Below are 17,869 nucleotides of genomic sequence, written 5' to 3'. Positions count from 1 at the left end.
AAAGCAGATTGATTTATGAAAAAATATATTGTAGCGTTAGCTTTTACAGGTTGTATTGGGCTTTCCGGGTGTGCTGATTTATTTCAAGAGCCATTGAGCTTTCCAACTCCGGAGAATATTGAATATAATCAGGACAATGTAACGAGCCTGACTGATGGTTTATATCGAAAATTGTGGTTTAATAACTGGGGATTCAATTGCCGTCCCCAAATTTTAGGATTAGGAGCCGATGATATTATCGGAGGTTCGGTTAGTAAACGTCATTATCTGATTGATGAGTTTTATGTACATGGTGATGATGTTGATTTGGTTTGGGAGTATTTATATGCTGTGATACAAGCAAGCAATCAGTTTATAGAGGGACTGGAAGCTTCTCCAACTATGGCTGATGAAGCCAAGAAACCCTATTTGGGTGAGGCTTATTTTATGCGTGCATTTGCTTATTTTCATCTTGTGCGTTATTTTGGGGATGTTCCCGGATTTACTGATTCCACTTGTTATAAAGATATATTGGGGAGTACGGACATTACCCGTAACAAGACAGAAGATATTTACAATCTGATTATTGTTCCTTCTTTGAAGATAGCCGAAGAGTATCTGCCCGAAAGAGGACGGAAGAATAACGGTTCAAATGAAACTCCTTCCAAATGGGCAGCTAAGGCATGTCTGGCCGATGTATACCTGACCATGGCAGAATGGCCATTAAAAAAGACAGAAAATTTTGCACTTGCCCGTGATAAGGCAAAAGAAATTATTGATGAAGGAGGTTATTCATTGCTTCCGCATTACGAAGAATTATGGAAAGAAGCTACTAAGCTTGATGCGACGGAACATATGTTCGCGTTACCTCATGACAAGGTAAATCAAGCCAGTAACTATGGCATTTCATATATGGCAATGGAGGAAAGTACGGCTGCATGGAGTGATTATCTGGCAGACTCCTGTTTTTATGAACGTTATCCGGCCGATGAACGAAAGGCGTTCAACTTTATCACTAAAATGGGTGAAGGGAAAAGAGCGAAAGATTTTCGTAAAACACAGATGCGTTCTCCTGCCATCAATAAATACCGTGATTACGGGGGCACAACTACCGCGAATGGAGCAGAAATGAGTGCGCAATCTTCGGGTATTACCCCAATTTATCGTTATGCTGAAGTATTACTGATTTATGCTGAAGCCCAGAATCGTGCAGAGCATGGTCCCAATACATTGGCATACCAATGTCTGAATGATATTCGTAAACGTGCGGCAGGAGGCGGAGTGTATGACAAAGCGGAAAACATGAACGAAGAGGAGTTTGATAAAGCCGTGTTTGATGAATACGGTTGGGAATTTTTCGCTGAGTTTAAGAGATGGTTTCAACTGGTGAGAACGGAAAAAGTATGGGAAATGAATCAATATAATCCGCGTGTGAAAGCATCTATGATGAAGAATGGAATAACCAAAGAAGAGCGTCGTACCTATTTGATGCCACTTCCCGAACAGGAACAAGTTGATTGTGGTTTTGAGGCTAATCCGAGAGTCTATTAATATAGAAAAAACGTAGTTTAGTGAACTCTGTCTTCAGTAGCCGATAACCGGATTGTTACGGTTACCGGAAGATAAGAGTTCGCGAAACTTAACTTAAAAAAAGAAATCCAATGAAAAACATTTTATTAGCATTGACATTATGTGGGGCTGCCGGCATTGGTTATGCAGCATGGTTTGCCCCTGCAAACTTGTTTGAGTCAAACGAGGTATCACATGCTCAGGCTGTTTCCGAACACTTGCAGCACCAGTCTTTACAAGAACTAAAAGCATCTGTTTCGTCTTACATGACTAAAGCAGAATTGGAAACGGCAGCCAATAAGTTATACACTACACTATGGGGCGGTAATTGGGGATTTAATTGTCGCCCGCAGATTTTAGGATTAGGAGCGGATGATATTGTCGGAGGATCGGTAGCTAAGCGTCATTATGCTATGGACGAGCTGAAAGTAGATGCGGCATTTGACGGTGATGTGAAAATCATATGGCAGGACATGTATACGTTGATAAGAGAGTGTGATCTTTTGATGGAAACAGTTCAAAATTCAACCGCTCTTACCGAAAGTGACAAAGTGCAATATGCCGGAGAGGCCCATTTTTTCAAAGCGTTTGCCTATTACCAACTGGTTCGTTGGTTTGGAGAGGTGCCGGCTTATAAAGATTCGGAGCAGAAAGAAGATATTCTGGGTAGCACAATCATCGGTCGTAATGCGATAAGCGACATTTATAATCAGGTGATTATTCCAAATTTACAGGCTGCGGCAGAGAAATTACCGGAACAGGGACGTTTAGGAAGTGCCGGAGCCAATTCTACCCCCACTAAGTGGGCAGCAAAGACTTGTCTGGCGGAGGTATATCTGACTATGGCAGGATGGCCTCTTAAACAGACAGATAAATATACATTAGCAAAAGAAACGGCTAAAGAGGTGATTGAGAGTGGAAAATACTCTCTATTGCCCCGTTATGAAGATTTGTGGAAAGAGGCTACTTGCGGAGACGATACGGAACATATTCTGGCATTGAATCATACCATTGTCGGATCCAGTAATTATGGTATCTCTTACATGGCAATGGAAGAGAATGCAGGTGCCTGGAGTGATTATCTGGCCGATTCCTGTTTCTATGAACGTTATCCGGAAGATACTCGTAAGGCTTTTAATTTTGTAACAAAATTCGGTGAGGGGAAACGAGCGAAAGACTTTAAGGTATCGGAAATGCGTTCTCCTGCTATTAATAAATACCGTGATTATGGAGGAATAGAACCACTGAGTGCACAAACAAGTGGTATTACTCCTATTTATCGTTATGCAGATGTACTGTTGATTTATGCTGAGGCTCAGAATAAAGCGGATAAGGGGCCGGATGCTTTAGCATACCAATGTATAAATCAGATACGTAACCGGGCCGGAGGAACCGAGCTTGCTGCCGGATTGAACGAAGCCGATTTTGACAAGGCTGTATTTGATGAACGGGGATGGGAATTTTTTGCTGAATTCAAAAGATGGTTCCAATTGGTGAGAACGGAAAAAGTATACGAGGCAAATCTGTATAATCCACGTGTGAAGGCCTCTTATGAGGCGAGGGGCATAACAGCCGATAACCGTGATATTTATCTGATGCCGTTGCCAGCGTCAGAAAATGATAAGTATGCTATACAGATTAGAGACAATGGTTTCGACAATGCAGATTTGACCCGGGGCTTTAAAACACAGCCTTATCTCTTCAATGAATGGGTTACGAATAATCCTCAGCCGAATGTAGTACAGTTTGCTGTTGTAGATGACCCGGAGCACGGAAAGGTTGCAAAAATGACCGGAGCGCCCGGTACCTGGTATAAAGATTTCCTGGCACAACGTATGAAAGGAAAAGCAGATCGTGATATTTATCGTTTGACATTCTATGCCAAATCAATGAATGAAGCTCAGCTCAGAGTATATACTTTCCTTACGAAAGAGGATAACTCGGATGCTTCCGGAGGTCGTTTCTTTGTTGTGAAACAAGATAATGTGGCTGATAATAAAAAGGCATCGGTTGTTTTAAAACTGACCGATAACTGGGTTAAATACACAATTGACTTTGATTTATCGAAAGTGGAGCCGGACTTCTGGGAGTCGAAACCCGTGGAAGAATCTACAGATATAGACCTTACTAACTTCTGTATATTGTTTTATAACCAGAACAATGCAGAGTCATACATCGATGATGTACGTTTCGATAAGTTATCCGCACTGGAAACAAACAAGCCGAAAGCATTTACTTTTGAGAACGTATCGGAACTGGAACAGTGGAGTGCAGCGAACAGTACACTATCATTGAGTAAAGAACACCGTAGTGAAGGGAATCAGGCTTTATGCTGGGATACGCAAGACGGAGGAACGCTGACCGTTTCTGTCGGAGAGTTTACCATTGGCAGCCAGTCCGCATTTTTTGAGATACATAACTCACAACCGTGTGACGATCAGATTACGATTGACTATCTGGACGAAACCGGTAAAGCGGTGAAAACCGGTCATATCTCAATGAATTTTAAAGGATGGCGTGAGTTCAACCGTTTCTACTCGGATTATGCGAATAAGAATGCAGCTACTATTACCGATATACGGTTCACTTATACCGGAAAGAATGTAGGTAATACAAAGATATACCTGGATAAAGTGAATTTTGATGCACCTAAGTCTTCCAATTGGAAAGTACTGTATCAGGATTTGATGATGCCGGATCTGGAGTATTTGTATAAAGACCATGTTCAATTGCTGAAAGCGTATGCTGCCGGTCAGAATAAAGTAATTAATGAACCTACAGCACAGGAAGTTACTGATTTTGAAAAGTTGAAAACTGCATTGGCTACGGTGCCTACTACAACAGTAACGATGAAAACTTTGCGATCTTATATGTCGTCTCTCGGTCTGGTCCGCAATGAAGACGGTTCGATTAATGGCCCTGCATTAGGAGGAAGCGAAGAACTGACAATCGATATTATGATTGATATTTCTCAAAGGGTGCAAGCACTGGCAGCCCATGCAAAGAAGGGAGATCAGGAAGCAAAAGACTTATTGAAAGATTATGTTGATTATATTTTAGATCAAGGTATCTTCTATGATTTCGAACGTCTGACATATAGTCATTATGATAGTGTGGATGGTATTCCTGCAGGTTTTATAGCAGCAATGTCCGAATATACGGAGGAACAGCGGAAAGAGATGATAAAGGCTATGACCTGGATGCTCGAAGCGAATATGGTATATGCCGATGATGATTACCTGATTTCCTGGATGAATGCGGATTATCTGTGTAATTACTTTAAGCATCTGTTTGCACTGGCTGTTGCTCCTACTGATCAGAAAGAGGCTATCCAGAACCTGAAAGATATGGTTCGCTTCATGGAGTTGCATACCATTTATACTCCGGCTGGGCGGGAAGTATTGAAAGTGGACGGAACAGGTTTCCACCACGATACACATTATAATGCATATATGTATGCTTATAAAGCATGGTGCAACTATATTTACACGCTGAAAGGAACTTGTTTCCAGATAAATAAAGACTCTTACGAACGTATTCGTAAAGCGATCGTATCCATGTATCTGATGGCAGTAAAAGGAGCAAACAGAACTGACTACTATGCAGCTAACAGTCTTTGCGGAAGACATCCGTATACAGATGGCGGTGGAATTGTTCCGTCAGAAGCCTGGTATGTGGACCGCCTGATAGAAGGTGGCGGTGATATTTTAGGTACCAAATATGATATGGAATTAGCTGCATTCTATAACTATTTCTTTATGACGGATAAGTATGATATAGAGCCGGCGAAAGTGGATGGTTACTATCAGTTTAATTATAGTCCGGCTGGTATTTATCGGCAGAATAACTGGGTAGCTACCATGCGTAGTGCCACCACTCAGTTCTGGGGTACGGAAATTTATACGACCAGTAACCGGTTCGGACGTTACCAGAGCCATGGTACTTTGGAAGTCATGTATGATGGTGGGCCGGCTGTATGCGGATATCCTGTTGAAACAGCACCCAATGCGACAGGCAGTAAAATGTCCGGAGGCTGGGATTGGAATGTGGTACCGGGAGCTACTACCGTACATTATACTTCATGGAAAGAGATGATGCCACGAAAAGGTACGGAAGGTACTTACTGCCAATATTCGAAAAAGGATTTTTCCGGAGCATTGGCTTGGGGACAGTACGGTATCTTTGGAACGGATTTCCTGCAAAGTGATGATTGGGGAGGTCAACAGTTTACGCCGACTAACCTGCAATTTAAGAAATCGGTTTATGCGTTCGATGGTATGCTCATCAGTATGGGTAGTGGTATCAGTGCCAAAGGTAGTTATGGAGATGATATGATTACGGCTACGAATTTGTTCCAGGGAATTGATCATGAAGGTATTAGCGGTGACCTGGTCGTAAACGGGCAGGTGATGGCTCCGGGAGCAGAGAATATGACTAACAACTCAGAGCAGGATGTATGGTTGGTAACTCCGCAAACAACGGGATATTTTATTCCGAAAGGCAATGACCCGATTGTTATCAAACACGCTAATCAAACAGCTCCACGTGAAGACGGCAGTGATGTTACAGGCGATATGAATACGGTAATGGCTGCTAAGGCTTATATTGACCACGGGGTAAAACCGGAAAATAAAGAATACCTGTTTGTGGCTGTTCCGGGGACCACACCCGAAAAGATGCAACAATTATCTGCAAAACTTGCTGGTAACGGAGGAGATATTTTTAAAGTGGAGGCACAGAATGACAAATTGCATGCATTGACTTACAAATCGCAGGGTATTACAGCTTACACGTTCTTTGGAGCAGTAGACGGACTCGGCTTTGCCAATGTGAAGTCTTCCGACTCGGAATTGTTATTGATGGAGAAGGCCGATACGGGAGCCAAAAGTATCTCATTTGCAGCCGCTAATCCGAACCTTCGCCCGAAAACACACGATCTGTTTAAGTGGATTGAACAGGAAACCAATGCTACGATTGTTGTAAAGGGCGAATGGAAACTCCAGAAAGCTGTTGATGGCGTTTCAGTTACCACTTTGGCTGATGGTAACACGCAAGTAAGCCTGCATCTGGAACAAGGAGAACCGGTTTACTTTACATTGCGGGATCCGAATGCTACCGGTATTTCTGATATGAACTTGGCAGAAGCCATGAAGGTCACTGTTTGTGAGGATCATATACAGGTTAAGAATGTAAACGGAACGGTGGCTGTTTATGACGTGGCAGGTAAGCTTGTTGATGCGAAAGAAGCCGATGGTTCGGTGACGTTCGTAATACAGGAGACGGGTTGTTACATCATCAGATGCGGTGGCGAAGTAGCCAAGGTGATTGTGAAATGATATGAATGTCAGTACCGGACCGTATTTTTACGGTGGTAAATAATAGTATAAATGAAAGGTGTGAAGAGCCGAATATATCCCCGGCTCTTCACCCTATAAAACGGATATTCGATGAAAAAACTGATTCTATTAGTACTTTCTTTATCTTTGGGCGGACTACTTTATGCACAGATGAAAACTTCGGAAACTACGGACTATAAACTGGTCTTTTATGATGATTTCGATCAGGATACCGGGAAACCCGATCCTAAATATTGGTCGTTTGCTGTTCCGGATGGTGCACCCTGGTCTATTTATCTTTCAAAAAGTTATGATCAGGCTTACCTGCAGGATGGTAAACTCGTACTGAAAGCAGAGAAGGCGAAACGATACCGGACAGGAGGCATCTGGACAAAAGGAAAGGTCGCTTTTAAATATGGTAAATTGGAGGTTCGTGCAAAATTCAAATCTGTACAGGGTGGATGGCCTGCTATTTGGTTATTGCCTGTCAGTCCGCAATATTCAACAGGATATGGGGGAGAAATAGATCTTATGGAGCAGGTGAGTCATGAATATATGGCATGGCACAGTGTTCATCCGGGAAGTGAGGAGTATCGCGGATCGGGTCTGGGCGGAAAGTATGTTCTCGATGATTTTAATACATATACTTTGGTTTGGACAGCGGACGAACTATCTTTCTTTATTAACGGAGTAAGTACGGGTACTTATCTGAGAAATACTCAGTTACCCGAAAGTGAGGCTTGTAAGCAATGGGTGTTTGATGTTCCCTACTATCTTATTTTGAATTATGCTTTAGGAGGTGAAGGAACCTGGCCCGGAGTGATCAATGATGAAGAGTTACCGGGATATATGGAAGTAGACTGGATAAAGGCTTATGAGAAAGTTCCTACCGGTTTCTCCCAACATACCTTTGCAGACCCGATGAAGGTATCAGTGGAGGGCAAAGAAATCTGTGTTGAGAATACAACCGGTGAGGTCTCTGTTTATGATTATTCGGGTCGATTGGTAGAAAGAATAGATATAGTTGATTCGGCACGTATTGCTGTGAAGGATACAGGCTGTTATATTTTAAAGTATGGTAATCAGGTTGTAAAGGTAAGTGTATCCTGATAAATTGCATATATATTAGGCTTTATGCGATAGTTGATTGTATTGTTAACAGGATAACCGGGGATATATGTTGTGAAATGGATATATCCCTGTTTCTATCTAAATTTTGTTTGATTATGGTGCGTGTAAAACATTTGTTACTTATAGTTGTGGTAGGAATCTTGTTTTCCTGCCGGTCGGGAGAGGAGGTGTCCGATCTTCCCCGTCCTTATCATAACCTTCGTTTTGAAAAACTTCCGGAGGTTTGGGATGAAGCCCTTCCGTTAGGAAATGGTTTAACCGGTGCTCTTATCTGGCAGAAGGAAGGGAAACTGAGAATCGCTATAGACCGGGCCGATCTGTGGGATTTACGTCCGGTAGAAGAGTTCAAATCACCCGATCACTCTTATCAGTTTATTTGTGATCAGGTACTAAAGAAAAAAGATATTGCCCCTATCCAGCGTTTGATAGACGACAGGACTAAATATGACGCGGCTCCCACTAAGATACCTGCAGGGGCTATTGAGTTCAACATTGCTTCTTTAGGGAAAGTGAAGGATGTTAGTCTGGACCTGACTTCTGCTGTCTGTACCGTTTTATGGGAGAATGGAGCCAAAGCACGCATTTTTGTTTCCGCCAATGAGAAAGGGGGGCGCTTCTTCTTTGAAAATCTGCCGGATACTCTTTCGCCGGAGTTGATCACTCCTTTATATGAAGAAAACGACACAGAACTGGACTATCAGCCCGGTGTAAACAAGCTGACTGCATTGGGATATAAACGAGGAAAAGTAGAACGAATAAATCCCGGAACTTTGCTCTATCAGCAGCAAGGGTGGGGAGATGTTTCTTATGAAATAGCATTAAAATGGAAGTCTCCCTCCGGGCATTCGCTGGAAGGGGAGTATTGTGTAACCTCCAAGGGAACCTGGTATTCGGAGAGGGAGGGAGCATTGGAATGTATGAGACAGACGATGAGTAGCGACTTCAATAGTAGTTTGGCAATGCATAAGCATTGGTGGCGGGAATATTGGATGAAATCTTCTATCAGCCTGCCCGATACATTGCTGGAGAAACAATGGTATCTGGAAATGTACAAGTTTGCCGCTGCTTCACGAAAGGGTGCACCTCCTATTTGCCTGCAAGCCGTATGGACTGCCGATAACGGGCAGACTCCTCCCTGGCGCGGAGACTTTCACAGCGATTTGAATACCCAGTTGAGTTATTGGGCAGGATATACTTCTAATCATCTTGAAGAGTCGTCCGTATTTACCGACTGGCTTTGGAAGATAAAAGAAAATGCAGAAGCATTCACCCGGCAATTTTATGGCGTGGAGGGGCTGAATGTACCTTGTATTGCCACATTGACAGGAGAACCGATCGGTGGATGGAGCCCTTACTCACACTCTCCTTCTACAGCTGGTTGGTTATCGCACCATTTCTATCTGCAATGGAAGTATAGCATGGATACCGATTTCCTGAAGAACCGCGCTTATCCATGGATAAAGGAGGTGGCACAGTATTTTGAGAATATTTCAGTCCGGGGTGAAAACGGAGAACGGCAACTGCCTTTATCTACTTCTCCGGAGATAAATGACAATCGTATTGATGCCTGGTTTCAGAAGACAACCAACTACGACCTTGCTAATATACGGCTGACGTATACCATCGCCCGGGAGATGGCGGAGGCTTTGGGCTTGAATGAAGAAGCCGGTTACTGGGTAAGACAACTAAGCGAATGGCCCAAACCTGCTGTGAATGAGAGTGGGTTGATGATTGCACCCGGAAAGGCACAAACGGAGTCGCATCGCCATTTTTCACATTTGCTGTCTTTTCATCCTTTTGGATTGATAGACGTGAGTAAAGGAAATGGGAATATCGATTTGATATTGCGTTCTATTAAGAATGTAGAGATGTTGGGCACGGATTGGTGGACCGGATATACCTATGCATGGCTGGCCAACATGAAGGCCCGTGTTTTTGAAGGAGACGATGTAGTGAGAAACCTGCACATCTTTATTAAAGCTTTTTGCTCTCCGAACAGTTTTCATCTGAATGGTGACCAGTTGAAGGCGGGCTATTCGCAATTTACCTATCGTCCGTTTACACTGGAAGGTAACTTTGCCTGTGCAGCTGCTATTCAGGAGATGCTGCTGCAAAGTCATACCGGAGTGATAAAAGTATTTCCGGCTTTGTCCACCAAATGGGAGGATGTCTCTTTCCGGCATCTCCGGGCGATGGGAGCTTTTCTCGTATCGGCCTCTTATGAAGGAGGGAAGATTGCTTCTATCACAGTTGAATCTGAAAAAGGAGGATGGATGAAGCTGTATAATCCTTTTACGGACAAAATAACAGAGAGAAAGATGGTGGCCGGAGAGACAATTACATTTACGAATAAGTTCCCGATGGGAAAATAAGATTTGATATATGAGGAGAACACATCTATTCGCGATTTTGATTTTGCTTTCTTACGGTGTCTTTGCACAACCGTCGAAGAAGGAAGCTATGCGGATGCTTAGGGAGTATTATGTGGCAAATGTGAATGGTACCTGTAATAAAGCTGATTGTGAAAAATATATCAGCCTGTTGAATCGTGACGGGCAGTTTACGGACATGATTGCTTATGAAAGAGAGATAGGAACACGGAAGCTGCTCGAAAGTATCAGTTTTGACGAACAACAACACATGGGACTGTACCTTACCGAGGCGATGAACCGTTTGAGATCAATTGCTGCTTATTACCGTCAGAAGGGTGGGAAAGAGATTCCTGATAAGTATTGGAAAGCGATTGTCAGATATGGTACTATCGAACAGAACCGCCGGCCGAATGATCGGTTCCATGCTTCCTGCTTTGCCATTCCTCAGGCGGCCTGCGGTATTTATTATCTGTTGATAGAGGCGATGGAGCAAGCAGAAAAGGACGGAAAAGGTTCTTCTTTGGAGAGAGAGGCGAACCGGATGCTCAAACACCTTGCTATGCAGTCGTGGACACAACCGTTGCGCAATGATGAAACGGACAAGAATGTGGTCAGCATTCCTCGTTTCCGTCATCATGTGTGGTGGGTAGGAGGAAATGCACTGGCTTACCGTCCTCTGTTGGAGACGGCTGTGCTGATGGACTCTATTCCGATGGTGGACGTTGTGGCGGAAGTTGCGAAAAAGAGTTTGAGCAATGTGTCTCAGACCAATTATGAAGAGGCTTTCTGGAATGAAGGATTCACAGCCGATGGCGCCGGATGGGGGCATGGTAAGCAATGTCTGGTATGGGGATATCCTATTCACGGTGCATCCAGTGCCTTGAATATTCTGAAAGTGTTGAAGCATACTCCCTGGGCTCAGACATTAAGCAGGGAGAATGCGGAAGCGCTACTCCATTTCTACCGGGGAAGTAACTTTTATCATTACAAAGGATACATTCCTCCGTGTCTCGACCGGTATTCGATGGTATATTATGAGGGCAGGCATCAGCCCGTACCTTATTATGAAATGCTGAAACGAACGGTGGAGGACTATGCAGACGCTTTTACTTCGGCCGAGTTGGAAGAATTGAAACAGCTGATTGATGAGGCAGGACGGGAAGATATCCGTATGGATAATTATCCGGACGGTATGTATCACGGATCTCGCTGGTTTTTCAACAATGATGATCTGATTAAGAAGAATAAAGAGTACCACATTCTTATTAATATGGCCTCTTTCCGTTGTGACGGACTGGAAAGTGCGAGTAACTTTGCGGATGAGTTTAATATTTTCACCAATGACGGACTTACCTTTTTTCAACGTCGGGGAGATGAATACCGTAGAATAATAGGTGCTATGGATTTGACTGCCATGCCAGGTATTACCGCACGGGAAGGCATGGATAAACTGGCCCCTGTGACTAACTGGAGAGGATTTTGCAGTAAACACAACTTTGCCGGAGGTGCTACGAGCGGGGGAGAGAATGCGGTGGCAGGTTTTATCTTCGAAAAAATGGATGCCGAAGCAAAAGAGAAACCGGTGAAAGAGAGTAATTCGTCGGCCTTCGGAGTGAAAGCCTATAAATCCTGGTTTATAATGGGAGATTATCTGGTTGCTTTAGGAGCCGGTGTAACCAACCTGTCTCCTGAACTGGAAGGTACGATCCGGACTTCGATAGAACAAACAGCCCATCAGGGAGAAGTGTGTTTGTTTGATGGGAAGTCCGTCTCTCCGGTGACTTCGGCTGCGGGTACTTTGTGCCGGGATGGAAAGCCGGGATGGATCATGCAGCAGGGAGGATTTGCCTATACGGTATTGCCACCCTATTCTTCGGATGCCTTTTATTCAATCGAAACCCTTCCTAACGAATGGCTGAAAAGAAACCTGAGCAATAAAGGTAAAGTGAATTTGCCGGATAGTGCTGCTGTCTTCCGTCTTTGGATTGATCAGGGACGGGAGGTAAGAGATGGAAAATATGGCTACACTGTTTATTGTGGTGAAGGGACTCCTGCTTATGAATTGCCTTTTACCGTATGGAGAAATGATACGCTAACGCAAGCCGTTTCGACGGTGGATCATATGCTTACGGGGCTTGTCTTTTATCAGGCCGATGTAGCTGTAACGGTTGGTAATACCGAAATCTCGGCTTCCGAACCTTGTGTTGTATTGATGGAACAGGATGCGAAGGGCACTAAGATATCAGTGACTGATGCTATGATGAGAGCTGATTTACAGAGTATTACTCTGAGAATAGGAGAAGATAGAATCACAATTGACATGCCGCAGGGAAAAGAATGTGGCAAAACAGTTACCAAAATATATAAAAAGACATACCATGAACAAACGGTTGAATAAATTAGTACTTTCATTGCTCCTGTTGCTGTCTCAGCAAGGATTAGGGGTGGCACAACAACTTCCTTATAAGAATAGCGCATTGCCTGTACAAGACAGGGTGGAGGATTTGCTGCAACGCATGACACTTGAAGAAAAGATAGCCCAGATACGCCACATACATTCCTGGAATATATTCAACGGACAGGAACTCGATGAGAATAAGCTCGCCACTTTTGTAGGTGATATAGGTTGGGGCTTTGTGGAAGGTTTTCCGCTGACCGGTGAAAACTGCCGGAAAAATATGCGGGTGATTCAGGAGTATATGATAAAGAATACTCGCTTGGGAATACCTGTATTTACCGTGGCCGAGTCCTTGCACGGATCCGCTCATGAGGGTTCTACCATTTTTCCTCAGAACATAGCATTGGGAAGTACATTCAATCCGGCGCTTGCCTATCAGAAGGCGGCTCTGACTTCCTCTGATCTTCATGCCCAGGGGATGCGTCAGGTTCTTGCCCCTTGTATCGATGTGGTACGGGATTTGCGTTGGGGAAGGGTTGAAGAGTCTTACGGAGAAGATCCTTTCCTCTGCGGGACATTGGCTCTGGCAGAGACACGTGGGTATTTGGATAACGGTATCTCTCCTATGCTGAAACATTTCGGAGCACATGGTAACCCTTTAGGCGGTTTGAATCTCGCTTCTGTGGAGAGTGGCTTGAGGGATTTACATGATATCTATCTGAAACCTTTCGAGATGGTTATTACTCAGTTGCCGGTACAGGCAGTTATGTCTACCTATAACTCCTGGAATCATGTTCCTAATTCGGCTTCTGCCTACTTGTTGACCGACGTTTTGCGGAAACAATGGGGATTCAAAGGATACGTTTATTCTGACTGGGGGGCGATCGAGATGTTGCAGAACTTTCATCATACGGCTGCCACCCCTGCCGATTGTGCAGTACAAGCGCTTTCTGCCGGACTCGATGTAGAGGCTTCCAGTGAATGTTATCCGTACCTGAAGCAACTTATTGAGCAAGGGGAGTTTGACGAAAAGATACTGGATGAATCTGTACGTCGTGTGCTGGCTGCTAAATTTAAACAGGGACTCTTTGAAGACCCTTTTGGTGAAAAGATAAAGAAGACGGCGATGCACTCTGCCGCGAGTATTGCGTTGTCCCGTAAAATAGCAGATGAGTCTGTTGTATTATTGAAGAATGAGAATGGACTGTTGCCGCTGGATGCTGACAAACTGCATTCAATTGCTGTGATAGGGCCGAATGCTGCGCAGGTACAGTTTGGTGATTATACCTGGAGCCGGGATAATAAGGATGGAGTTACTCCATTGGCAGGATTACAGAAGCTGTTGGGAAGTAAAGTAGCCATTCACTATGCTCCGGGATGCAGTATGATGTCCGAAGATACTTCATTGATCCCCGAAGCTGTGGCAGCAGCACAGAAAAGTGAGGTCGCTTTGGTGTTCTGTGGCAGTTCGAGTGCATCTTTGGCAAGAGATTATAGCAATACCAACTGCGGCGAAGGGTTCGATTTGCATGATCTCAATCTTACCGGAGCACAGGGAGAGTTGATAAAGGCTGTTTATGCAACCGGAAAACCTGTAGTACTGGTATTGGTAAGTGGGAAACCTTTCACTATCGCCTGGGAGAAGGAACATGTGTCGGCTATCCTTGTACAGTGGTACGCAGGCGAGCAGGCGGGTAACTCTATTGCAGACGTTCTTTTCGGCAAGGTAAACCCTTCCGGGAAATTGACTTTCTCGTTCCCGCAGAGTGTAGGACATCTTCCGGCTTATTATAATTATTTGCCTTCTGATAAAGGGTTCTATAAAAAACCGGGGAGTTATCAGAAGCCGGGCCGGGATTATGTATTCTCTTCTCCTGCTTCTTTATGGGCTTTCGGATACGGATTGAGCTATACTTCTTTTTCTATGAAGGATATGCAGGTATCGGTAAGGGAAGATTCGGTTTTTGTCAAAGCAGAAATACTTAACACAGGCAAAAGGGCCGGACAAGAGGTCGTTCAGCTTTATGTGCGTGATCTTGTCAGCTCGGTTGTTACCCCTATAAAACAACTGAAAGCATTTGCGAAGGTGGAACTGCAGCCGGGAGAACAGAGGACGGTTTTGTTACGTTTCCCGGTTGCAGAACTTGCCCTGACAAATGAAGCCGGGCAGCGGTTGGTTGAACCCGGTGAGTTTGAGATTCAGTTGGGTAACTCTTCTGATAATATCCTGTTGAAACAAACGATAAGGATAGGTGACAGTGTGAAGAAGGATTCAGGAGATGAAACTGCAACTCAAAGCAAACCTGTGGGGACGGGAAAGATGAGGACCGTTCGGGGAATTGTGAGAGATATACAGGCTACTTTGGTAGCGAACGTTTCTATTTGGTCTGTCGGACAGAAAAAGGAGATTGGGAAAACAAATAAGAAGGGAGAGTATGAAATACAAGCTGCATCGGATGATATCCTGATATTCTCCGGGAAAGGGTACTTAAAACAGACTGTACCTGTGAATCATCATACGGACATTAATGTAAAACTGGCGTACGGTGAAGACAGGTAATGGCTGGAAACGGATAAATATTAAAACAACTGATACTATTTATGAAACGATTCTTTCTAAACTTATTGGCAACCGTTGGCGTGGTGTCAGCTTTTGCAACGGGCAACAGACCAATCACTATCACACCTTATCCTCAGGAAGTGCATGTACGGCAGGGAGAGTTTATGATTACTCCACAGACCTCTTTTGTGGTTCAGACTGCTGACTTGAAAGATGTTGCCGGATATTTCGGAGCTAAAATAAAGCGCTCTACAGGATATGAATTGCCTGTAAAACCGATTGCTACCGAAAACAGCATTATATTATCAATCGATAACCAACTGCCTCTCAATGAGGAGGGATATGTATTGGAAGTGATACCCGGGCAGATCACAGTAACCGGAAAGAGTGACAGAGGGGTGTTTTACGGCATGCAGACAGTGATGCAACTCCTTCCCCCTGAAATAGAAAAGACGGTTGTTGTGGACAATGTGGCATGGACTCTTCCCTGCGTTTCTGTAAAAGATGAACCCCGTTTTGCCTATCGTGGTATGATGTTGGACGTATGTCGGCACTTTCTTGATGTCGATTTCGTAAAGAAGCAGTTGGACATCATGGCTATGTTTAAAATGAACTACTTTCACTGGCATCTTACCGATGACCACCTCTGGACTATTGAAATAAAAAAATACCCTTTACTGACAGAGATAGGATCCATCCGGCACAATGTAGACGGAAGTGTGAATCGTGGTTTCTATACACAAGACCAGATCAGGGAAGTAGTGGCCTATGCTGCTGAGAAGAAAATCACCGTTATCCCGGAAATAGAACTTCCTGGGCATGCTCTCGCGGCGATTACAGCTTATCCGGAACTATCCTGCATCGAAGGCCCTTTCCGGTTGAGAAACCAGTGGGGGGTGGAAGATAACGTATATTGTGCCGGAAACGACCGTGTATTCAATTTTCTGGAAGATGTGATAGGTGAAGTCGTTCCTCTATTTCCCGGAAAATACTTTCACATCGGTGGAGATGAATGCCCGAAGATTCATTGGGAAGTTTGTCGCAAATGCCAGCACCGTATGAAAGAAGAGGGGCTGAAGGATGAACACGAACTGCAGAGTTATTTTGTTCATCGTATCGAGAAAATCCTGTTAAGACATGGCAGGGCAATGATTGGCTGGGATGAAATACTTGAAGGAGGGCTTGCTGCATCTGCTACTGTCATGTCGTGGACGGGGGAGGAGGGTGGAATCACTGCCGCCAACATGGGGCATGATGTTATTATGACTCCTTTGAATTTTGCTTATTATGATGCCGGGCAAGGAGCACCGGAAGTGGAACCTATCACCATCAGTTTCGGTATTTCGCTCGAGAAGGCATATAAATATGAACCGGTAGCAGCAGGGATTTCCCGGGAGAAATCTCACCACATATTGGGTGCACAGGCCAATTTATGGACAGAATATTCTCCGACTGCCGAGCATACGGAATATCTTCTTTATCCGCGTATGCTGGCCATGGCAGAATTAACCTGGACACAAAAAGAGAATAAGGATTATACTGCCTTTGTTCAGTGTTTGGACAATCAGTTGAGGCGCCTGGATGCCCATCATATTAATTATCATATTCCATTGCCCGAAGGACCACAGGCCGATTATGTAGCATTTGTTGATAAAACAACTCTGACTTTTCATAACAGCCGCAATTTACCCATGGTTTATACAGTTGACGGAACGATGCCTACAATACAATCCACTCTATATACCACCCCTCTTGTATTTATGAAGAATACGACGCTGAGAATAGCTACCATGCTTCCGTCCGGCAAACTGAGCCGGACAAGAATTATAGATGTCCGGAAAGAAAAAATGAGACCAGCTCTTCACAGAAAATTGGTGGCAGGAGCAGAACTACAACGTATCTCCGGTAAGTATTATTATGTCACAGACTTAACTGATGCGAATTGGGAAAAGCCAATGATCGTTCCGGGGTTTCATCTGGATGTAAAACCAGAAGCTAACGGTGCTTTCCTTTATAAAGGATATTTCGAGGTTCCTGCTGACGGGGTTTATTATATCTCTTCCGAAATGGATCAACTGAAGATAGACGGGGAGAAAATAATAAATAATAGCGGGAAATTGATACGACATTCAGTGAGCCGGAAGTCAGTTGCTTTGAAGAAAGGAATTCACTCATTTGAACTTATCTATATTAATAGTAACATTGGAGGTTATCATCGTTACTGGAACAAACGTGGATTTCAGTTGATCGGGGAAGATGGCACACTCACTACTCCGGAGGTTTATCACTGAGTGCTTCCCGCACCACGGGGAGGTACGCCAGGCGATGGTTAGTTGAAACGCAGGACGCAGATTTTCGCAAAGGGAAACAAGTAGATGACAAGGAACTACAGTCTTTTAATTTGCGTTATCTGTGTTCATCCGCGTTTCATCAGATAAAAACTCTGTGCAAGTTCGATTCATTTCGAATCTATTTACGATTAGACGAATTACGATGTACGATTGGGATTACTCTGTCTCTGACA

7 protein-coding genes are annotated in these 17,869 nt (G+C 44.1%); all 7 read left to right on the top strand.

The window, feature by feature from the left end:
• Nucleotides 1-15: 15 nt before the first annotated feature.
• The 7 genes from HCG69_RS14910 (at nt 16) to HCG69_RS14880 (ending at nt 17,636) form a co-directional block, all read left to right on the top strand.
• The gene (locus HCG69_RS14910; RefSeq protein ID WP_221650690.1) at nt 16-1,530 is read left to right on the top strand and encodes a RagB/SusD family nutrient uptake outer membrane protein; all 1,515 of its coding nucleotides are present in this window, start codon (nt 16-18) and stop codon (nt 1,528-1,530) included.
• A gap of 110 nt (nt 1,531-1,640) precedes the next feature.
• The gene (locus HCG69_RS14905) at nt 1,641-6,884 is read left to right on the top strand and encodes a RagB/SusD family nutrient uptake outer membrane protein (RefSeq protein WP_221650689.1); all 5,244 of its coding nucleotides are present in this window, start codon (nt 1,641-1,643) and stop codon (nt 6,882-6,884) included.
• A 111-nt stretch (nt 6,885-6,995) separates the two neighbouring features.
• The gene (locus HCG69_RS14900) at nt 6,996-7,994 is read left to right on the top strand and encodes a glycoside hydrolase family 16 protein (RefSeq protein WP_025866607.1); all 999 of its coding nucleotides are present in this window, start codon (nt 6,996-6,998) and stop codon (nt 7,992-7,994) included.
• A 116-nt stretch (nt 7,995-8,110) separates the two neighbouring features.
• On the top strand, nt 8,111-10,387 hold the full coding sequence (locus HCG69_RS14895) for a glycoside hydrolase family 95-like protein (RefSeq protein WP_221650688.1): 2,277 nt from the start codon (nt 8,111-8,113) through the stop codon (nt 10,385-10,387).
• Nucleotides 10,388-10,397: 10 nt separating this feature from the next.
• Nucleotides 10,398-12,785: a polysaccharide lyase family 8 super-sandwich domain-containing protein gene (locus tag HCG69_RS14890; RefSeq protein ID WP_221650687.1), complete on the top strand. Its 2,388-nt coding sequence runs from the start codon at nt 10,398-10,400 to the stop codon at nt 12,783-12,785.
• Nucleotides 12,766-15,345, top strand: a complete 2,580-nt coding sequence (locus tag HCG69_RS14885) for a glycoside hydrolase family 3 N-terminal domain-containing protein (RefSeq protein ID WP_221650686.1) — start codon at nt 12,766-12,768, stop codon at nt 15,343-15,345. Before HCG69_RS14890 ends, HCG69_RS14885 begins: the two co-directional genes overlap by 20 nt.
• A gap of 41 nt (nt 15,346-15,386) precedes the next feature.
• Nucleotides 15,387-17,636: a family 20 glycosylhydrolase gene (locus tag HCG69_RS14880; protein ID WP_221650685.1), complete on the top strand. Its 2,250-nt coding sequence runs from the start codon at nt 15,387-15,389 to the stop codon at nt 17,634-17,636.
• The last annotated feature ends 233 nt before the right edge of the window (nt 17,637-17,869 follow it).

Origin of the sequence: Bacteroides sp. K03, assembly GCF_019734355.1 — a bacterium.
Lineage (GTDB): Bacteria > Bacteroidota > Bacteroidia > Bacteroidales > Bacteroidaceae > Bacteroides > Bacteroides nordii.
This window is presented reverse-complemented; position numbering and strand designations above follow the sequence as displayed.

What these genes read in the sequence shown, in the direction of transcription:
- HCG69_RS14910 (WP_221650690.1), top strand. Translation starts at nt 16, where the DNA reads ATGAAAAAATATATTGTAGCGTTAGCTTTTACAGGTTGTATTGGGCTT.
- HCG69_RS14905 (WP_221650689.1), top strand. Translation starts at nt 1,641, where the DNA reads ATGAAAAACATTTTATTAGCATTGACATTATGTGGGGCTGCCGGCATT.
- HCG69_RS14900 (WP_025866607.1), top strand. Translation starts at nt 6,996, where the DNA reads ATGAAAAAACTGATTCTATTAGTACTTTCTTTATCTTTGGGCGGACTA.
- HCG69_RS14895 (WP_221650688.1), top strand. Translation starts at nt 8,111, where the DNA reads ATGGTGCGTGTAAAACATTTGTTACTTATAGTTGTGGTAGGAATCTTG.
- HCG69_RS14890 (WP_221650687.1), top strand. Translation starts at nt 10,398, where the DNA reads ATGAGGAGAACACATCTATTCGCGATTTTGATTTTGCTTTCTTACGGT.
- HCG69_RS14885 (WP_221650686.1), top strand. Translation starts at nt 12,766, where the DNA reads ATGAACAAACGGTTGAATAAATTAGTACTTTCATTGCTCCTGTTGCTG.
- HCG69_RS14880 (WP_221650685.1), top strand. Translation starts at nt 15,387, where the DNA reads ATGAAACGATTCTTTCTAAACTTATTGGCAACCGTTGGCGTGGTGTCA.